The sequence below is a fragment of the Mesorhizobium sp. M0833 genome (assembly GCF_040319905.1).
Taxonomy (GTDB): Bacteria; Pseudomonadota; Alphaproteobacteria; order Rhizobiales; family Rhizobiaceae; genus Mesorhizobium.
On record NZ_JAMYOQ010000004.1, the window covers coordinates 110,765 to 125,910 of the forward strand.

At 65.2% G+C, this 15,146-nt stretch carries 14 protein-coding genes and 1 riboswitch; of the genes, 8 read left to right on the forward strand and 6 right to left on the reverse strand.

Going from position 1 to position 15,146, the window contains the following annotated elements:
* Positions 1-8: 8 nt before the first annotated feature.
* From nuoE to NKH98_RS06495, 5 genes are read right to left on the reverse strand one after another with little or no spacing between them, the layout of a single operon-like run.
* Positions 9-1,070 carry an NADH-quinone oxidoreductase subunit NuoE gene (nuoE, locus tag NKH98_RS06475; protein ID WP_352477550.1) on the reverse strand — a complete coding sequence of 354 codons (1,062 nt, stop codon included), beginning with the start codon at positions 1,068-1,070 and terminating at the stop codon, positions 9-11.
* Complete coding sequence (locus NKH98_RS06480; RefSeq protein WP_254818103.1) at positions 1,071-2,261, reverse strand: NADH-quinone oxidoreductase subunit D; 1,191 nt, start codon at positions 2,259-2,261, stop codon at positions 1,071-1,073.
* Positions 2,262-2,864: an NADH-quinone oxidoreductase subunit C gene (locus NKH98_RS06485; RefSeq protein WP_254818102.1), complete on the reverse strand. Its 603-nt coding sequence runs from the start codon at positions 2,862-2,864 to the stop codon at positions 2,262-2,264.
* 5 nt (positions 2,865-2,869) lie between these two features.
* On the reverse strand, positions 2,870-3,451 hold the full coding sequence (locus tag NKH98_RS06490; protein WP_023720749.1) for a NuoB/complex I 20 kDa subunit family protein: 582 nt from the start codon (positions 3,449-3,451) through the stop codon (positions 2,870-2,872).
* The gene (locus NKH98_RS06495) at positions 3,442-3,807 is read right to left on the reverse strand and encodes an NADH-quinone oxidoreductase subunit A (RefSeq protein ID WP_023720750.1); all 366 of its coding nucleotides are present in this window, start codon (positions 3,805-3,807) and stop codon (positions 3,442-3,444) included. Before NKH98_RS06495 ends, NKH98_RS06490 begins: the two co-directional genes overlap by 10 nt.
* Positions 3,808-4,143: 336 nt before the next feature.
* On the opposite strand from NKH98_RS06495, the gene NKH98_RS06500 reads away from it, so the two are divergent.
* From NKH98_RS06500 to NKH98_RS06535, 8 genes are all read left to right on the forward strand, one after another.
* Positions 4,144-5,343 carry a winged helix-turn-helix domain-containing protein gene (locus tag NKH98_RS06500; RefSeq protein WP_352897239.1) on the forward strand — a complete coding sequence of 400 codons (1,200 nt, stop codon included), beginning with the start codon at positions 4,144-4,146 and terminating at the stop codon, positions 5,341-5,343.
* A gap of 29 nt (positions 5,344-5,372) precedes the next feature.
* Positions 5,373-5,576: riboswitch (cobalamin riboswitch) on the forward strand.
* 38 nt (positions 5,577-5,614) lie between these two features.
* Positions 5,615-6,049 carry a DUF1636 family protein gene (locus NKH98_RS06505; RefSeq protein ID WP_352799618.1) on the forward strand — a complete coding sequence of 145 codons (435 nt, stop codon included), beginning with the start codon at positions 5,615-5,617 and terminating at the stop codon, positions 6,047-6,049.
* Positions 6,046-7,086, forward strand: coding sequence for a cobalamin biosynthesis protein CobW (gene cobW / locus NKH98_RS06510; protein WP_352897241.1), 1,041 nt, complete (start codon positions 6,046-6,048; stop codon positions 7,084-7,086). The genes NKH98_RS06505 and cobW overlap by 4 nt, the downstream gene beginning before the upstream one ends.
* Positions 7,087-7,104: 18 nt before the next feature.
* Positions 7,105-10,761, forward strand: a complete 3,657-nt coding sequence (gene cobN / locus NKH98_RS06515) for a cobaltochelatase subunit CobN (RefSeq protein WP_352897243.1) — start codon at positions 7,105-7,107, stop codon at positions 10,759-10,761.
* Positions 10,758-12,248: a precorrin-3B synthase gene (cobG, locus tag NKH98_RS06520; RefSeq protein ID WP_352897244.1), complete on the forward strand. Its 1,491-nt coding sequence runs from the start codon at positions 10,758-10,760 to the stop codon at positions 12,246-12,248. The genes cobN and cobG overlap by 4 nt, the downstream gene beginning before the upstream one ends.
* A gap of 2 nt (positions 12,249-12,250) precedes the next feature.
* Complete coding sequence (locus NKH98_RS06525; protein WP_352897246.1) at positions 12,251-12,883, forward strand: precorrin-8X methylmutase; 633 nt, start codon at positions 12,251-12,253, stop codon at positions 12,881-12,883.
* The gene (locus NKH98_RS06530; RefSeq protein WP_352897248.1) at positions 12,880-13,638 is read left to right on the forward strand and encodes a precorrin-2 C(20)-methyltransferase; all 759 of its coding nucleotides are present in this window, start codon (positions 12,880-12,882) and stop codon (positions 13,636-13,638) included. Before NKH98_RS06525 ends, NKH98_RS06530 begins: the two co-directional genes overlap by 4 nt.
* Positions 13,635-14,399: a precorrin-3B C(17)-methyltransferase gene (locus NKH98_RS06535; protein ID WP_352691656.1), complete on the forward strand. Its 765-nt coding sequence runs from the start codon at positions 13,635-13,637 to the stop codon at positions 14,397-14,399. The genes NKH98_RS06530 and NKH98_RS06535 overlap by 4 nt, the downstream gene beginning before the upstream one ends.
* Here NKH98_RS06535 and NKH98_RS06540 read toward each other — a convergent pair.
* Positions 14,363-15,145 carry a cobalt-precorrin-6A reductase gene (locus tag NKH98_RS06540; protein WP_352897433.1) on the reverse strand — a complete coding sequence of 261 codons (783 nt, stop codon included), beginning with the start codon at positions 15,143-15,145 and terminating at the stop codon, positions 14,363-14,365. The genes NKH98_RS06535 and NKH98_RS06540 overlap by 37 nt on opposite strands.
* Between the last annotated feature and the right edge of the window lies 1 nt (position 15,146).

A 15,146-nucleotide genomic window follows, 5' to 3' on the forward strand; every position in this document is an offset into this window, starting at 1 on the left:
CTCGTTCCTCAGACCGGCTTCTTGCCGGTCGGCCGGCGCTTGTTTCCGGGCGACGGCTTGGCCGCTTCGGCGGCAGCCTTCGCCGGTTTAACCTTGGCCTCCGGCGCTTTGAAAGCAGACGCCGGCTCGGCCTTGTTCTTGGAGCCTTTGCGCTGTTTCGAGACGTCCTCGACCTGCGGCTCGGCCTTGTTGGCATTGGCGGCCGAATGCAGAGGCGCTGCAACGCTCGCCGCCTTCTCCGCCGCGGGCGCGACTTTTGTCGCCGACGGCGATTTCAGCGCCGGGCTGGTCTCGACCGCATCGGTCTTCGGCTTGCTGGCATTCGAGGGCGCAACTGGCGCCGGTGCAGGCGCGGCAGCAGGCGGAACCGGCGCTGCGGCAGCGGCCGCCGGCGCCGCTTCCTTGGCGGCCTTGGTCGCGGCCCTGGTTTCCCGGTCGCGGGTCGCCTTGAGGATCGCCTTTTCACTCTTAAGGGTCGTCAGGCCGCTGGCCGGCTCGGAAGTGACGCGGCCGTTTTGCGGTCCCGGTTCCACCGTGGCGCCCTTACCGGCGTCATAAAGGTCGATGATCTCGGCAAGCCGCTCCGGCGTCAAATCCTCATAGGTGTCCTTGAATATCATCACCATCGGCGCGTTGACGCAGGCGCCGAGACACTCGACCTCCTCCCACGACAGCGTGCCTTTGTCGTTGGTGTGGAACTGGTCGTGATGGATCTTCGAGCGGCACACATCCATCAGCGCTTCCGAGCCGCGCAGCATGCAGGGCGTGGTGCCGCAGACCTGGATATGGGCGCGGCTGCCGACCGGATTGAGTTGGTATTGCGTATAGAAGGTGGCGACTTCCAGCCCTCTGATATAGGGCATGCCGAGCATGTCGGAGATCGCCTCGATCGCCGCCTTGGTCACCCAGCCTTCCTGCTCCTGCGCCAGCATCAGCAAGGGGATGATCGCGGATTGCTCGCGCCCCTTCGGATATTTCTTGATCCACTGCTTCGCCGCTGCCGCATTCGCCCGGTTGAAGGCGAAGGAGGCTGGCTGGAGGCTGGCTTCTGCGAGACGGCGGACTGACATTTAGCGATCGACCTCACCAAACACGATGTCGAGGGAGCCGAGAACGGCGGTGACGTCGGCCAGCATGTGGCCGCGGCACAAAAAGTCCATGGCTTGCAGATGCGCAAAGCCCGGCGCGCGCAGCTTGCAGCGGTAGGGCTTGTTGGTGCCGTCGGAGACGAGATAGACGCCGAACTCGCCCTTCGGAGCCTCGACCGCGGCATAGACCTCGCCGGCCGGCACGCGGTAGCCTTCGGTGTAGAGCTTGAAGTGATGGATCAGCGCTTCCATCGAGCGCTTCATCGCCGCGCGCTTCGGCGGCACCACCTTGCCGTCGAGGTTCGACACCGGCCCGCCGCCTTCCTTGCCGAGCAACAGGTCGACGCACTGGCGCATGATTTTCGCCGACTGCCGCATCTCTTCCATGCGCACCAGATAACGGTCGAAACAGTCGCCGTTCTTGCCGACCGGAATGTCGAAGTCCAGCTCGGCATAGCATTCGTAGGGTTGCGATTTGCGCAGGTCCCACGGCGCACCCGAGCCGCGCACCATGACGCCGGAAAACCCCCAGGCCCAGGCGTCCGCCAGGGAGACAGTGGCAATGTCGACATTGCGCTGCTTGAAAATACGGTTACCGGTCAAGAGCGCGTCGAGGTCGTCGATCGACTTCAGGAACGGGTCAATCCACTTGCCGATGTCCTCGATCAGCTTCTGCGGCAGGTCCTGATGCACGCCGCCCGGCCGGAAATAGGCTGCATGCATGCGCGAGCCGCTGGCACGCTCATAGAACACCATCAGCTTTTCGCGCTCGACGAAGCCCCACAGCGGCGGCGTCAGCGCGCCGACATCCATCGCCTGCGTCGTCACATTGAGGATGTGCGACATGATGCGGCCGATCTCAGAGTAGAGAACTCGAATAAGCTGCCCGCGCTTCGGCACCTCGATGCCGAGCAGCCGCTCGGCTGCAAGCGCAAAGGCATGCTCCTGGTTCATCGGCGCGCAATAGTCGAGCCGGTCGAGATAAGGCACCGCCTGCAGATAAGTCTTGTGCTCGATCAGCTTTTCCGTGCCGCGATGCAACAGTCCGATATGCGGATCGACGCGGTCGACGACCTCGCCGTCGAGCTCCAGCACGAGGCGCAAAACGCCGTGCGCAGCCGGATGCTGCGGGCCGAAATTGATGTTGAAGTTGCGGACGGAGGTTTCAGCCATTCACTGTTTTGCCTTCTCGTCCCCCGGCAGAACATAATCCGTGCCTTCCCATGGGGACAGAAAATCGAAATTGCGGAATTCCTGCTTGAGCTCCACCGGCTCGTAGATGACGCGCTTGGCTTCGTCGTCGTAGCGCACCTCGACGAAGCCGGTCAGCGGAAAGTCCTTGCGCAGCGGATGGCCTTCGAAGCCGTAGTCGGTCAGAATCCGCCGCAGATCGGGATGACCCGAAAACAGCACGCCATAGAGATCGTAGGTTTCGCGTTCGAACCAGTCGGCGCCGGGATATATGCCGGTGATTGACGGCACCAGCGTCTCTTCGTCGGCCTGGACCTTGATGCGGATGCGGATATTCTGCCTCGGCGACAGCAAATGATAGACGACGTCGAAGCGCTTTGCCCGCGACGGATAATCCGCGCCGCAGACATCGATGATCGAGATGAACTGGCATTTCGGGTCGTCGCGCAGGAAGGTCACTACCTCGATCAGGTCGCGCGGTTCGACCGAGATGGTGAGTTCGCCATAGGCAAACACCACCTCGCCGATCCGGCCGGTCAGCTTCTCGCCGAGATAGGTCGAGAGGTCATTCAACGCCTGGGTCATGCCGCTCACCGCTCGATCGTGCCGGTGCGGCGGATCTTCTTCTGCAGGAGAAGGATGCCGTAGAGCAGCGCTTCGGCGCTCGGCGGGCAGCCGGGCACGTAGATGTCGACCGGCACGATGCGGTCGCAGCCGCGCACCACCGAATAGGAATAATGATAATAGCCGCCGCCATTGGCGCAGGAGCCCATCGAGATGACGTAGCGCGGCTCCGGCATCTGATCGTAGACCTTGCGCAGCGCCGGCGCCATCTTGTTGGTCAGCGTGCCGGCAACGATCATGATGTCGGACTGACGCGGAGACGCGCGCGGCGCAACACCGAACCTTTCCGAGTCATAGCGCGGCATCGAGGTATGGATCATCTCGACCGCGCAGCAGGCGAGACCGAAGGTCATGAACATCAGCGAGCCGCTGCGCGCCCAGGTGATCAGCGCCTCGGTCGAGGTGACGAGAAAGCCCTTGTCGGCGAGCTCGTTGTTGATCTCCAGGAAGAACGGATCATCCTCCCCCACCGGCCTGCCGGTGTTGGGGTCGATGAGGCCCTTGGGCTTCGGCGCGACGAGCGTGCCGGAACTGTCGTTCAATCCCATTCCAGCGCTCCTTTTTTCCATTCATAGGCAAAGCCGATGGTCAGCACCGCCAAAAACACCATCATCGACCAAAAACCGAGCATGCCGATCTGGCTGAACGACACCGCCCAAGGAAACAGGAAGGCCACCTCCAGATCGAAGATGATGAACAGGATCGACACCAGGTAGAAGCGGATGTCGAACTTCATGCGCGCATCGTCGAACGAGTTGAAGCCGCATTCATAGGCCGAAAGCTTTTCCGGATCGGGGTTGCGGTAGGCCACCAGGAAGGGTGCGGCAAGCAGCGCCAGCCCGACCACCAGCGCCACGCCGATGAACAGGACGATGGGCAGGTACGAACCTAAAAGTGCGTTCATGCTGCAGTTTCCGTTGGCGGCCAATCCACTCTGATTACAGCACCGGACCCACTTGCGGAAGCGTGACAGTTTAACCACTGAACCGTTTTAAGGGGGCTCTATGCTGCAACGCGGCGAGGGTTAGCGCAGCGCTTTCGGCGAAGCAAGTCAAACCTTGTTCAAATCGCGGTACTGGGCGGCATATCCGGGAAAACTGGTCAGATCCGCTCCTGTTTGATTTCTTTCACTTTTCACTCCACTTTTCTCTCCTGACATGGATACCGACAAAACCCTGCTAGCATGGCGCGGAATCGCAGATTCTCTGCTCTGTCCGGCATCATCAGGATACCCGCATTGATGAAGGAAAAAATCTCGCTTCGCATGGCCCGCCGCATCGCGCTGGCGGCACAGGGATTCAATGACCCCCGACCCGCCGGTACACCCGACCGCCGACATCTGGCCCGCGTGCTTGCCCGTACCGGCCTGCTGCAGATCGATTCCGTCAGCGCCGTGGTGCGCGCCCACTACATGCCGCTCTATTCGCGGCTTGGCCCCTACAAGCTGGCGCTGCTCGACGACGCCGCCATAACGCGCAAGCGGATGGTCTTTGAATATTGGGCGCACGAAGCCTCCTTCCTGCCGGTCGAGACCTATCCGCTGATGCGCTGGCGCATGCAGCGGGCCGAGCGCGGCGAGGAAATGTACAGCGGACTGGCCAAATGGGGCCGCGAGCACGCCGCCTATATCGAGGAGATCTATCGCCAGGTCGTCGATCACGGCCCGATCGCCGCTTCAGCCCTCGAAGGCCAAAAGGGCAATGGTGGCTGGTGGGGCTGGAGCCATGCCAAGCACGCCTTCGAATGGCTGTTCTGGGCCGGCCGCATCACCACAGCGCATCGCCGCGGCTTCGAGCGGTTCTACGATCTGCCGGAGCGCGTACTGCCGCCGGCGGTACTCGCTCTGCCGGTTCCTTGCCCCGAGGATGCGCACCGCGAATTGCTGCGTATCTCCGCCCGCGCCCATGGCGTCGCCACGGCAGGCGATCTGCGCGACTATTTCCGCCTCTCGCCCGCCGATATCAAGGGTCGCATCGAGGAGCTGGTCGAGGCTGGCGAGCTGTTGCCGGTGAGCGTCGACGGCTGGAGCAAAACAGCCTATCTCCACAAGAACGCCCGTTTGCCGCGCCGGACCGAGGCGCGCGCCTTGCTTGCGCCGTTCGATCCCGTGGTCTTCGAGCGGTCGCGCACCGAGCGGTTGTTCGACTTCCACTACCGCATCGAGATCTACACGCCGGCCGAAAAGCGCCGCTATGGCTATTATGTGCTGCCGTTCCTGCTCGGCGACAGCATCGTCGGGCGCGTCGACCTCAGGGCCGACCGTCCGGCCGGCGTATTGCGCGTCCATGCCGCCTATGCGGAGCCCGGCGCCCCGCCGCAAACCGCCGCCGAGCTTTTCGAAGAATTGAAGCAGATGCAGGGCTGGCTCGGGCTTGAGCGCATCGAGGTGACAGTTGCCGGTGATCTTGGGCCGGCGCTGGCCGACATTGCCGCGTCGTAGACGTGCGTTGACACGACTGCCTCCACAAGCCTAAATCCGTTTCAGACGGTCCCCTGCCCGCAACGGCAGGGGCCAAGAGGGAATGCGGTGCGAAATCTCGATTTCAAATCCGCGGCTGTCCCCGCAACTGTAAGCGACGAGCCAAGGCCGAAAACCACTGGGATATTCCCGGGAAGGCGGCACCAAGGCGATGACCCGCGAGCCAGGAGACCTGCCGTCTAGGACATAAGAATCCGATCGCCTGGCGGGTTTTCCGGGCAAGGAGCCTGATTTGGAACGCGACAGCAGTTTTTCGGCTGAGACAGCGGATTTATTGTCCGGCCCTGACGATTCCCTGGCCGGCGTTACCGTCATCGTCTGCTCTTCCTGCCGTGACGAGACCGGTTCGGACGCTCATCCCCGCGCCGGCGAACTGCTCGCCGAGGACACGCGCCGCGCCGCTTCCGGCGAAAACATCAAAATCCGCACCGTCGAATGCCTCGGCAATTGCAAGCGCCGGCTCAGCGCCGCCATGCTGCGCGACGGCTGCTGGAGTTACGTCTTCGGCGACCTGACCGCGACCAGCGGCGCCGATCTCGTGACCGGCGCAAAGCTCTTCGCCACCTCGACGGATGGGCTCATTCCGTGGCGCGGCCGTCCCGATTGCCTGAAGCGCGGTCTGGTTGCCCGCATCCCTCCCCTCGACCTTTTGAAGGACTTGATATGACCGCTGCCTCCCTTTCGCGCGTCCCCTGCACCGTCGTTACCGGATTTCTCGGCGCCGGCAAGACGACATTGATCCGCCATTTGCTCGAGAACGCCAAAGGCAAGCGGCTGGCCATCATCGTCAACGAGTTCGGCGACATCGGCATCGACGGCGAGATCCTGAAGGGCTGCGGCATCGACACCTGCCCCGAGGAAAACATCGTCGAGCTGGCCAATGGCTGCATCTGCTGCACTGTCGCCGACGATTTCGTCCCGGCGCTCGACCAGATCCTGTCGCTGATGCCGAGGGTCGACCATGTCCTGATCGAGACGTCCGGGCTGGCCCTGCCCAAGCCGCTGGTCCAGGCCTTCCAGTGGCCGTCGGTCAAGAGCCGGGTGACCGTCGACGGCGTCATCGCCGTCGTCGACGGACCGGCGCTGGCTGATGGCCGCGTCGCCAACGACATGGACGCCCTGCAGGCGCAGCGCGCGCAAGACGAGACGCTCGAACACGACGATCCGGTCGAGGAAGTATTCGAGGACCAGCTCGCTTGCGCCGACCTGATCATCCTGTCGAAGAGCGACCTGATGGACGCAGCCGGCTCGGCCCGTGCCAATGCCGTCATCGGCAAGCATGTTGCGCGGGCGGTGAAGATCGTGCCGACTTCGCAAGGCAAGGTCGATCCGTCGGTGCTGCTCGGCCTCGGCCTCGCCGTCGAGGACGACATCGAGAACCGCAAGACCCATCACGACGACGAGCTCGACCACGAACATGACGATTTTGACTCGTTCGTCATCGACATCGCGTCGGTGTCCAACCCGGACGAGCTCGCACAACGCGTCGCCACGGCGGCGGAGGAAGAAAACGTGTTGCGCGTCAAGGGCTTCGTCGAGGTTGGCGGCAAGCCGATGCGGCTCCTGCTGCAGGCTGTCGGTCCGCGCGTCAACCATTATTACGACCGCGCCTGGACGGCTGACGACGACCGCCGCTCGCGCCTCGTCGTCATAGGCCTGAAAGGGCTGAACCGCCCGGCGATAGAGCGTATCCTCGCCGGCTGACCCCAGGTACGAGCCGCGATGCACATCCTCACCACCACATCCGCCTCGCTCGACGATCTCGCCGAGCCTGTCGATCTCAGGCAAACGCCTGCGGATGTCGTGGCCCTGTCCTTCACCGACAGCGACCTGGCCGGGCTGGCGGCGGCGTGGAAGGCGGATGCGGACCGCCTGCCGTCGATGCGGCTCGCCGCCTTGCGTGACCTGCGCCATCCGATGTCCGTCGACCTCTGGACCGAGAGCGTCGCCCGCCATGCCAAGGTCATTCTGGTCCGCATCCTCGGCGGCTACGAGTGGTGGCGCTATGGCTGCGACCAGCTCGCCTCGACCGCCCGAGCGCGCGGCATAAAACTGGCGCTGCTACCAGGCGAGAGCCACGACGAGGATTTGCGACTGATCGAAGGCTCGACGCTGCCGCGCGAGGAGTTGGACGCCCTGCTGGGCTATTTTCGCGAGGGCGGGCCGGCAAATATGACGGCGCTGGTGCAGAGGCTGGCAAGTCTCGCTGGATCTGGTGCGGCGGTAGCCGAACCCGTTAGCGTGCCAAAGGCGGGATTTTACGAGCCGGGGCTGGGGGTCGTCCCCCTCCCCCTCGAGGGGAGGGTCCGGCCGAAGGCCGAGGGTGGGGTCCTCTCCGAAGCGTGCCAACACTTTGAAGCGCGCCGACAGAAAAAAATGTCGAGCACTGCCGCAACGACCCCACCCGGCCCTTCGGGCCACCCTCCCCTCGAGGGGGAGGGAGACGTCGTGCCAATTCTCTTCTACCGTTCGATGCTGCTCGCCGCCGACGTCGCGCCCATCGACGCGCTTTTCGAAGCACTGAGCGCGCGCGGCATGGCTCCCGTGCCTATCTTCGTCTCCAGCCTCAAGGACCCGGCCTCACTCGCCTTTGTTGAAACCGCGCTTGCAACGCTGAAGCCTGCCGCCATCATCACCGCCACAGCTTTCGCCTCCGGGGCCGAGCCGGGCGTTGAAACCCTGTTCGACCGCGCCGGCGTGCCGGTGTTCCAGGTCATCGTCGCAACCACCCGCCGCGACATCTGGCAAACCAATCAGCGCGGCCTGGCGCCCGCCGACCTTGCCATGCATGTCGTCCTGCCCGAGCTCGACGGCCGCATCCTGGCCGGCGCCATTTCCTTCAAGGGCGAAAGCGAAACCGATCCCGCATTGGCCTTCCGCGCCTTCGCCAACCGGCCAGAGCCCGACCGCGTCGCGCAAGTGGCGAACCGTATCGAGGCATTCGTGCGCCTGCGGCGGACGCCGCGCGCGGAACGCAAGCTCGCCATCCTGATCCCCGACTATCCGAGCGCCCCCGGTCGCACCGGCTACGCCGTCGGCCTCGACGTGCCGTCCAGCGTGCTGGCAATGCTGCACGACCTGAGAGAACAGGGCTACGCCGTTGAAAGGATTCCGCAAACGCCAAGGGAGTTGTTGGATTTGCTGGAACGGGGCAATGGTGGGCTGAGACTGGACGATTATCTCGCTCTTTCTGCAGAGTTACCGACTGCGGCACTCGCTGCCGTGGAGGCGGCATGGGGTAAGGCGGAAGATGAGACAGGTTCGCGCGAGGCGCCCCCCTCTGTCCTGCCGGACATCTCCCCCTCAAGGGAGGAGATTGGCCGTTTCGCCGACGGCTCTACCTTAATACCGTCGGTAGTTGGCGAAAGCAGAAGTCACGGAGCAATCTCTCCCCTTGAGGGGGAGATGTCCGGCAGGACAGAGAGGGGTGTTCAAGCGCCGGCCGTCGCCAAATTCCCCTTCCGCACGGCCACGTTCGGCAACATCACCGTGGCGCTCGCCCCCGATCGCGGGCGCTCGGTCGACCGCCGCGCCGACTATCACGATCCGACATTGCCGCCGCGCCATGCGCTGGTCGCCTTTGGCCTCTGGCTGCGCCAGTCGCTCGGCATCCATGCAATTGTCCATGTCGGCGCCCACGGCACGCTGGAATGGCTGCCCGGCAAGACCGTTGCGCTCAGCGAAAACTGCTTTCCCGAAATCGTCACCGGCGCCCTGCCCGTCATTTATCCGTTCATCGTCTCCAACCCCGGCGAGGCAGCGCAGGCCAAGCGGCGCGTTGCCGCCGTCACGCTTGGCCATCTGCCGCCGCCGCTGGCCGGCGCCGGGCTGGACGAAAACCAGCACAGGCTCGAACGACTGGTCGACGAATATGCCCAGGCCGACGGGCTCGACCGCCGCCGCCGCGACCGCCTGGCCAAGCTGATCGTCGAAACGGCGGAAAAGACCGGCCTCGCCTCAGAGGCTGGTGTCGCCAGGACCGACGCAGCCGACGAGGCTTTGCGCCGCATCGACGCCTGGCTCTGCGATCTCAAGGATTTCGCCATCAAGGACGGCCTGCACATTTACGGCCGCTCGCCGGAAGGCGAAGCTAATCCGGTACGGCGGCAAAGTGCGGCAGCTGAAAAAACCGCGCTGCTTGCCGCCCTCGACGGCCGCCACGTCGCTGCCGGTCCGGCCGGCGCGCCGGCGCGTGGCCGGAGCGATGTGCTGCCGACCGGGCGCAATTTGTTTACCGCCGACCCGCGCACCATGCCGACGCCGACATCGTTCGATCTCGGCAGGGCGGCCGCCGACGAGGTCTTGCGCAACTACATGCAATCGCATGGCGACTGGCCGCGCTCGCTGGTCATCGACCTGTGGGGCTCGGCCTCGCTGCGCACCGGCGGCGAGGAGATCGCGCAAGGCCTGGCGCTGATGGGCTGCCGGCCGCAATGGGATTCAGCCACCGGCCGCATCACCGGCATCGAGGTGCTGCCGCCGGCAACGCTCGGCCGCCCGCGCATCGATGTCACCTGGCGCATATCGGGCCTGTTCCGCGACATGTTCCCGACCCAGATCGCGCTGATCGACGCCGCGGCCAACGCGGTGGCGACCCGCGACGAGGACGATTCGGAAAACCCGCTGGCGGCCAGGACCCGCATCGACGGCAAGATCAGCCCGCGCATTTTCGGCACTTCGCCCGGCACTTACGGCGCCGGCGTCGAGGACATGTTGTCGAGCGGCGACTGGTCGGCGCGCGAAGAGATCGGCCGCACCTACCTCGACGCCACTTCGCATGCCTATGGCGGCGCCGAGGGCGAAGGCATTTCGGCGCCCGGCGCGTTCGAGGGCCGCATCGCCGAGGCCGACCTTCTGGTTCATACCGGCGACGACCCCGGCCGCGACATCCTCGAAGGCTCGGCCGACGTCGCCTTTATCGGCGGCTTTTCGGCAGCGCTTGCCGCGCTCGGCAAGAACGCCGACGTGATCGTGCTCGACACCACGGACCCGCAAAAGCCCAAGCCGCGCTCGGTTGGTGAGGCCGTATCCCGGGTAGTTCGCGCCCGCGCGGTGAACCCGCGCTTCATCGCCGGCCAGATGCGGCACGGGCCGCGCGGCGCCTCGGAATTCGCCGAGACGGTCGACCGGCTGGTCGGCTTTGCCGAGACTACCCATGCCATATCAGGCAAGCTGATCGAGGCCGTGCACGATGCCTATCTTGGCGACCCCGTGGTGCGCGCCTTCATCCTGCGCGAGAACCCGGCGGCGGCGAAGGTGATTGCCGAGCGTTTGCTGTCAGCACGGCGGCGCGGGCTCTGGCATCCGCTGCGCAACTCGATCGATGACGATCTCGCCGCACTGATTGCCGAAGCGCAAGCTCTGGGAGTGGCGGCATGAACGCTTTCTCGCGCCGTGGCGCCTGCCCTGCCTTGTCCGCGCCGATGCAGACCGGCGACGGGCTGCTGGTGCGGCTCAATCCGGTCGCTGGAGGACTGTTGCCGAAGTCGTTGATCGGACTCTGCGAATCCGCCTTGCGCCATGGCAACGGCATCATAGAAGTGACCGCCCGCGGCGGCCTGCAGATACGCGGCCTGCCGCCGGCAAGCGCGCGGCTACTGGCGATGGAGGTCGATGCGCTCGGCATCGCGGTGCGCACCGGCGTGCCGGTCGAGACCGGCGCGCTGGCCGGGCTCGACCCGGAGGAGATAGCCGACCCGCGCCCGATGGCGGAGCGGATTCGGGCGGCAATTGAAGAGGCTGGTCTGACGGCAAGGCTCGGTCCGAAGGTTTCAGTCGTCATCGAAGGCGGCGGGCAACTGACGATGGATGCGGTGACGGCCGACATACGACTGGCTGCGATCAGAACCGACGCGGGCGTCCGCTGGCTGATAGCCGTTGCTGGCGACGGGCAGAATGCCAAGCCTCTCGCCATGGCCGAGGAGGAAGCAGCCCGTGATATCGCCGTCGCGATTCTAAGGATGGTCGCCGAAAAAGGCCGCGAAGCTCATGCAAGGGATTTGACGGAACGGCAGCGCAGATCTCTCGCAAGCTGGCATTCCTTCGCGCCCCCCTCTGTCCTGCCGGACATCTCCCCCTCTAGGGGGGAGATCGGCAGTTCCGCCGACGGCCGTACTTCTGCTGCCTCGGTATTCGGCGCGACTTCGGCGATTAGCGAAGGCGGAGACCAAGGCGCAATCTCTCCCCTAGAGGGGGAGATGTCCGGCAGGACAGAGGGGGTCGCCGCCGAGCGCTTTCGCCCGCCCATTGGTATCTTCAACCTGAGCAACGGCCGTGCCCTCGGCATCGGCCTGCCCTTCGGCAGCATGCCCGCGCAAAAACTCATCGGCCTCACGCAAGAAGCCATCGCCCTGGGCGTCACCGAAATCCGCCTCGCTCCAAGCCGCGCGCTGCTTTTCATCGGCCTGCCACCGGCCGCCTGCCCCCAGCTGCACCAAGCCGCCGCAACCCTCGGCTTTGTCATCGACGCAGCCGATCCGCGCACGAAAATCGCCGCCTGCCCCGGCGCACCCGCCTGTGCCTCCGGCCGGATCGCCACCCGCGACATCGCCGAGATCATCGCTGCAGAAAACCGCGACATCCTCGATTCCTCGCTGACGCTGCACATCTCCGGCTGCGCCAAGGGCTGCGCCCATCCCGGTCCGGCGGAGCTGACCCTGGTCGGTGGCGAAAACGGAGCCGGACTTGTCGTGGACGGGACGGCAAAGGCATTGCCCGCCGGATACAGGCCGGGCTACGACGCCGCGCACGGCATCGGCCGCGTTGCAGCGGCGATCCGCAGCGCACGACATCCCGGCGAAACCGCTGCCGCCTGCCTGGTGAGGCTCGGCACGGCGGGCGTCGTCAAAGCTTACCGACAGGAATGAACATGACCGCCTACGACTACATCCATGATGGCACGGCGATCTATGAGCGCTCCTTCGCCATCATCCGCGCCGAGGCCGACCTGTCGCGCTTTTCCGAAGCCGAGGCCGACGTCGCTATCCGCATGATCCATGCATGCGGCCAGGTCGAGGTCGCGCGGCACTTCGTTTTCTCGACCGATTTCGTCGCCGCCGCGCGCACAGTATTGGGCGCCGGCGCGCCGATCTTCTGCGACGCGCAGATGGTCTCGCACGGCGTCACGCGCGCCCGGCTGCCTGCCGGCAACGAGGTGATCTGCACGCTGCGCGATCCGCGGACCGCCGACATCGCGAAAAAGATCGGCAACACCCGCTCGGCCGCCGCCATCGATCTGTGGGGCGAGCGCATGGCCGGTTCGGTCGTCGCCATCGGCAATGCACCGACAGCCCTGTTTTATCTGCTGGAAAAGCTGCGCGACGGCGCGCCGAAGCCGGCGGCGATTATCGGCATGCCAGTCGGGTTTGTCGGTGCCGCAGAATCGAAGGATGCGCTGGCCGAAAATTCCTATGGCGTGCCTTACGCCGTCGTGCGCGGCCGGCTGGGCGGCAGCGCCATGACCGCCGCCGCCCTCAATGCATTGGCGAGGCCGGGCCTATGAATGCGATTGCAAAAGGCAGGCTTGTCGGCGTCGGCACCGGACCCGGCGACCCGGAACTCTTGACCCTGAAGGCAGTGCGCGCGTTGGCCGAGGCCGAAGTCGTTGCGCATTTCGCCAAGCGCGGCAACAACAGCAACGCACGGGCCATCGTCGGCGCCCATTTTCGCCCCGATTTGATTGAACTGCCGCTGCTCTATCCGGTGACGACCGAGATCGACAAGGATCACAGCGATTACCGCTCGCAGATATCGGATTTCTACGAAGAGTCGGCCGAAAAGGTCGCCGCGCACCTAAGCGCCGGCAGGATGGTCGCGGTGCTTTCGGAAGGCGATCCGCTTTTCTACGGCTCCTACATGCATCTTCATGTCCGGCTGGCGCACCGTTTTCCGACCGAAGTCATCCCAGGCGTCACCGCCATGTCCGGCTGCTGGTCGGCGACCGGCCTGCCGATCGTCCAGGGCGACGACGTGCTGACGGTGCTGCCGGGCACGATGAGCGAATTCGAGCTGACGCGTCGCCTCGCCGACACCGACGCTGCGGTGATCATGAAGGTCGGCCGCAACCTGCCCAAGATCAGGCGCACGCTGGAGGCAACCGACAAGCTGGCGCGGGCCATCTACGTCGAGCGCGGCACCATGCCGGGCGGCGTCTCGATGCGGCTGGTCGACAAAAAGGACGACCAGGCGCCCTATTTCGCCATCGTTCTGGTGGCCGGCTGGTCGGGCCGGCCAAGCGCATTGAAAGCAGAAGCATGAGCGGCCGCCTCACCGTCATCGGCCTCGGGCCCGGCAATGCCGATCAGGTGACGCCGGAAGCCAGCCGCGCCGTTGGCGAGGCAAAATTCTTCTATGGCTACAAGCCTTATCTCGACCGGCTAGATCTGCGCCCCGAGCAGACCCGCGTCGCTTCCGACAATCGCGAGGAACTCGCGCGCGCCAGGGACGCGCTGCTGAAGGCTGCGGAAGGCCACGATGTCGCCGTCGTGTCGGGCGGCGATCCCGGCGTCTTCGCCATGGCGGCGGCCGTCTGCGAGGCGATCGAGGCGGGCCCACCCGAATGGCGCACGGTTGACATCGCTATCGTGCCCGGCATCACCGCCATGCTCGCCGTCGCCGCCCGCATCGGCGCGCCGCTCGGCCATGATTTCTGCGCCATCTCGTTGTCCGACAATCTGAAGCCGTGGGATTTGATCGAGCTGCGCCTGCTTGCCGCGGCGGGCGCCGGCTTCGTGATCGCGCTCTACAATCCGATCAGCAAGGCACGTCCCTGGCAGCTTGGCCGCGCCTTCGAGTGCCTGACGGCGATCCTGCCCGGCACCACGCCGGTGATCTTCGGCCGTGCCGCCGGCCGTCCCGACGAGCGCATCGAGGTTTTTCTGCTGGCCGACGCCGATGCCGCGAAGGCCGACATGGCGACCTGCATCATCATCGGCTCGCCGGAAACCAGGATCATCAAGCGGCGTGACAAGGCCGCGCTGGTCTACACGCCGCGTTCTGCAGCGGGCCCAAGAACATGACCGACCAGAAAATGATCGACCATAGCGGCAAGCGATTCGATGGTTCCCGCCGACGTAACGTCCGGCAACGCCGGCCTGCGGATCATGACCACCTCGACACCGAGCGCCCGCGCCGCGGCGATCTTGCCGTAGGTCGCCTCGCCGCCGCTGTTTTTGGAAACAACGACTTCGATGCCACGGCTTTCGAGCAGCGCGCGCTCATCGACCTCATGAAACGGCCCGCGCGCCAACAGATAGGCCGCGTCGGGCACAGCGAGCCTGGGCTCGACCGGGTCGACACTGCGAATGAGATAATGATGCCGGGGAGCTGCCTCGAAGGCGGCGACCTCCTGTCGCCCGAGCGCCAGGAATACACGGCGCGGCACCGATCCCAAAGCCGTCACCGCGCTGGCAACGGTGTCGACCAACATCCAGCGATCACCTTCGACCGCCTCCCATCCGGGACGCCTGAGCGCAACGATAGGCACGCCGGTCATGCGCGCTGCTTCCGCCGCATTGGCGGAGATTCGCGCCGCATAGGGATGCGTGGCGTCAATCAGCAGGTCGATCTTGTTCTGGCGGAGATACGCCGCCAGCCCGCCGGCACCGCCGAAGCCGCCGACCCGCACCGGCACCCCCTGCGCGGCCGGGTTTTCGGTGCGACCGGCCAGCGACAGCATGACCGAAATATCCGCGCGCGCGGCAAGCTTGCCGGCCAGTTGCCGTGCTTCGGTGGTTCCGCCGAGGATCAGAATGCGGTGTGTCATC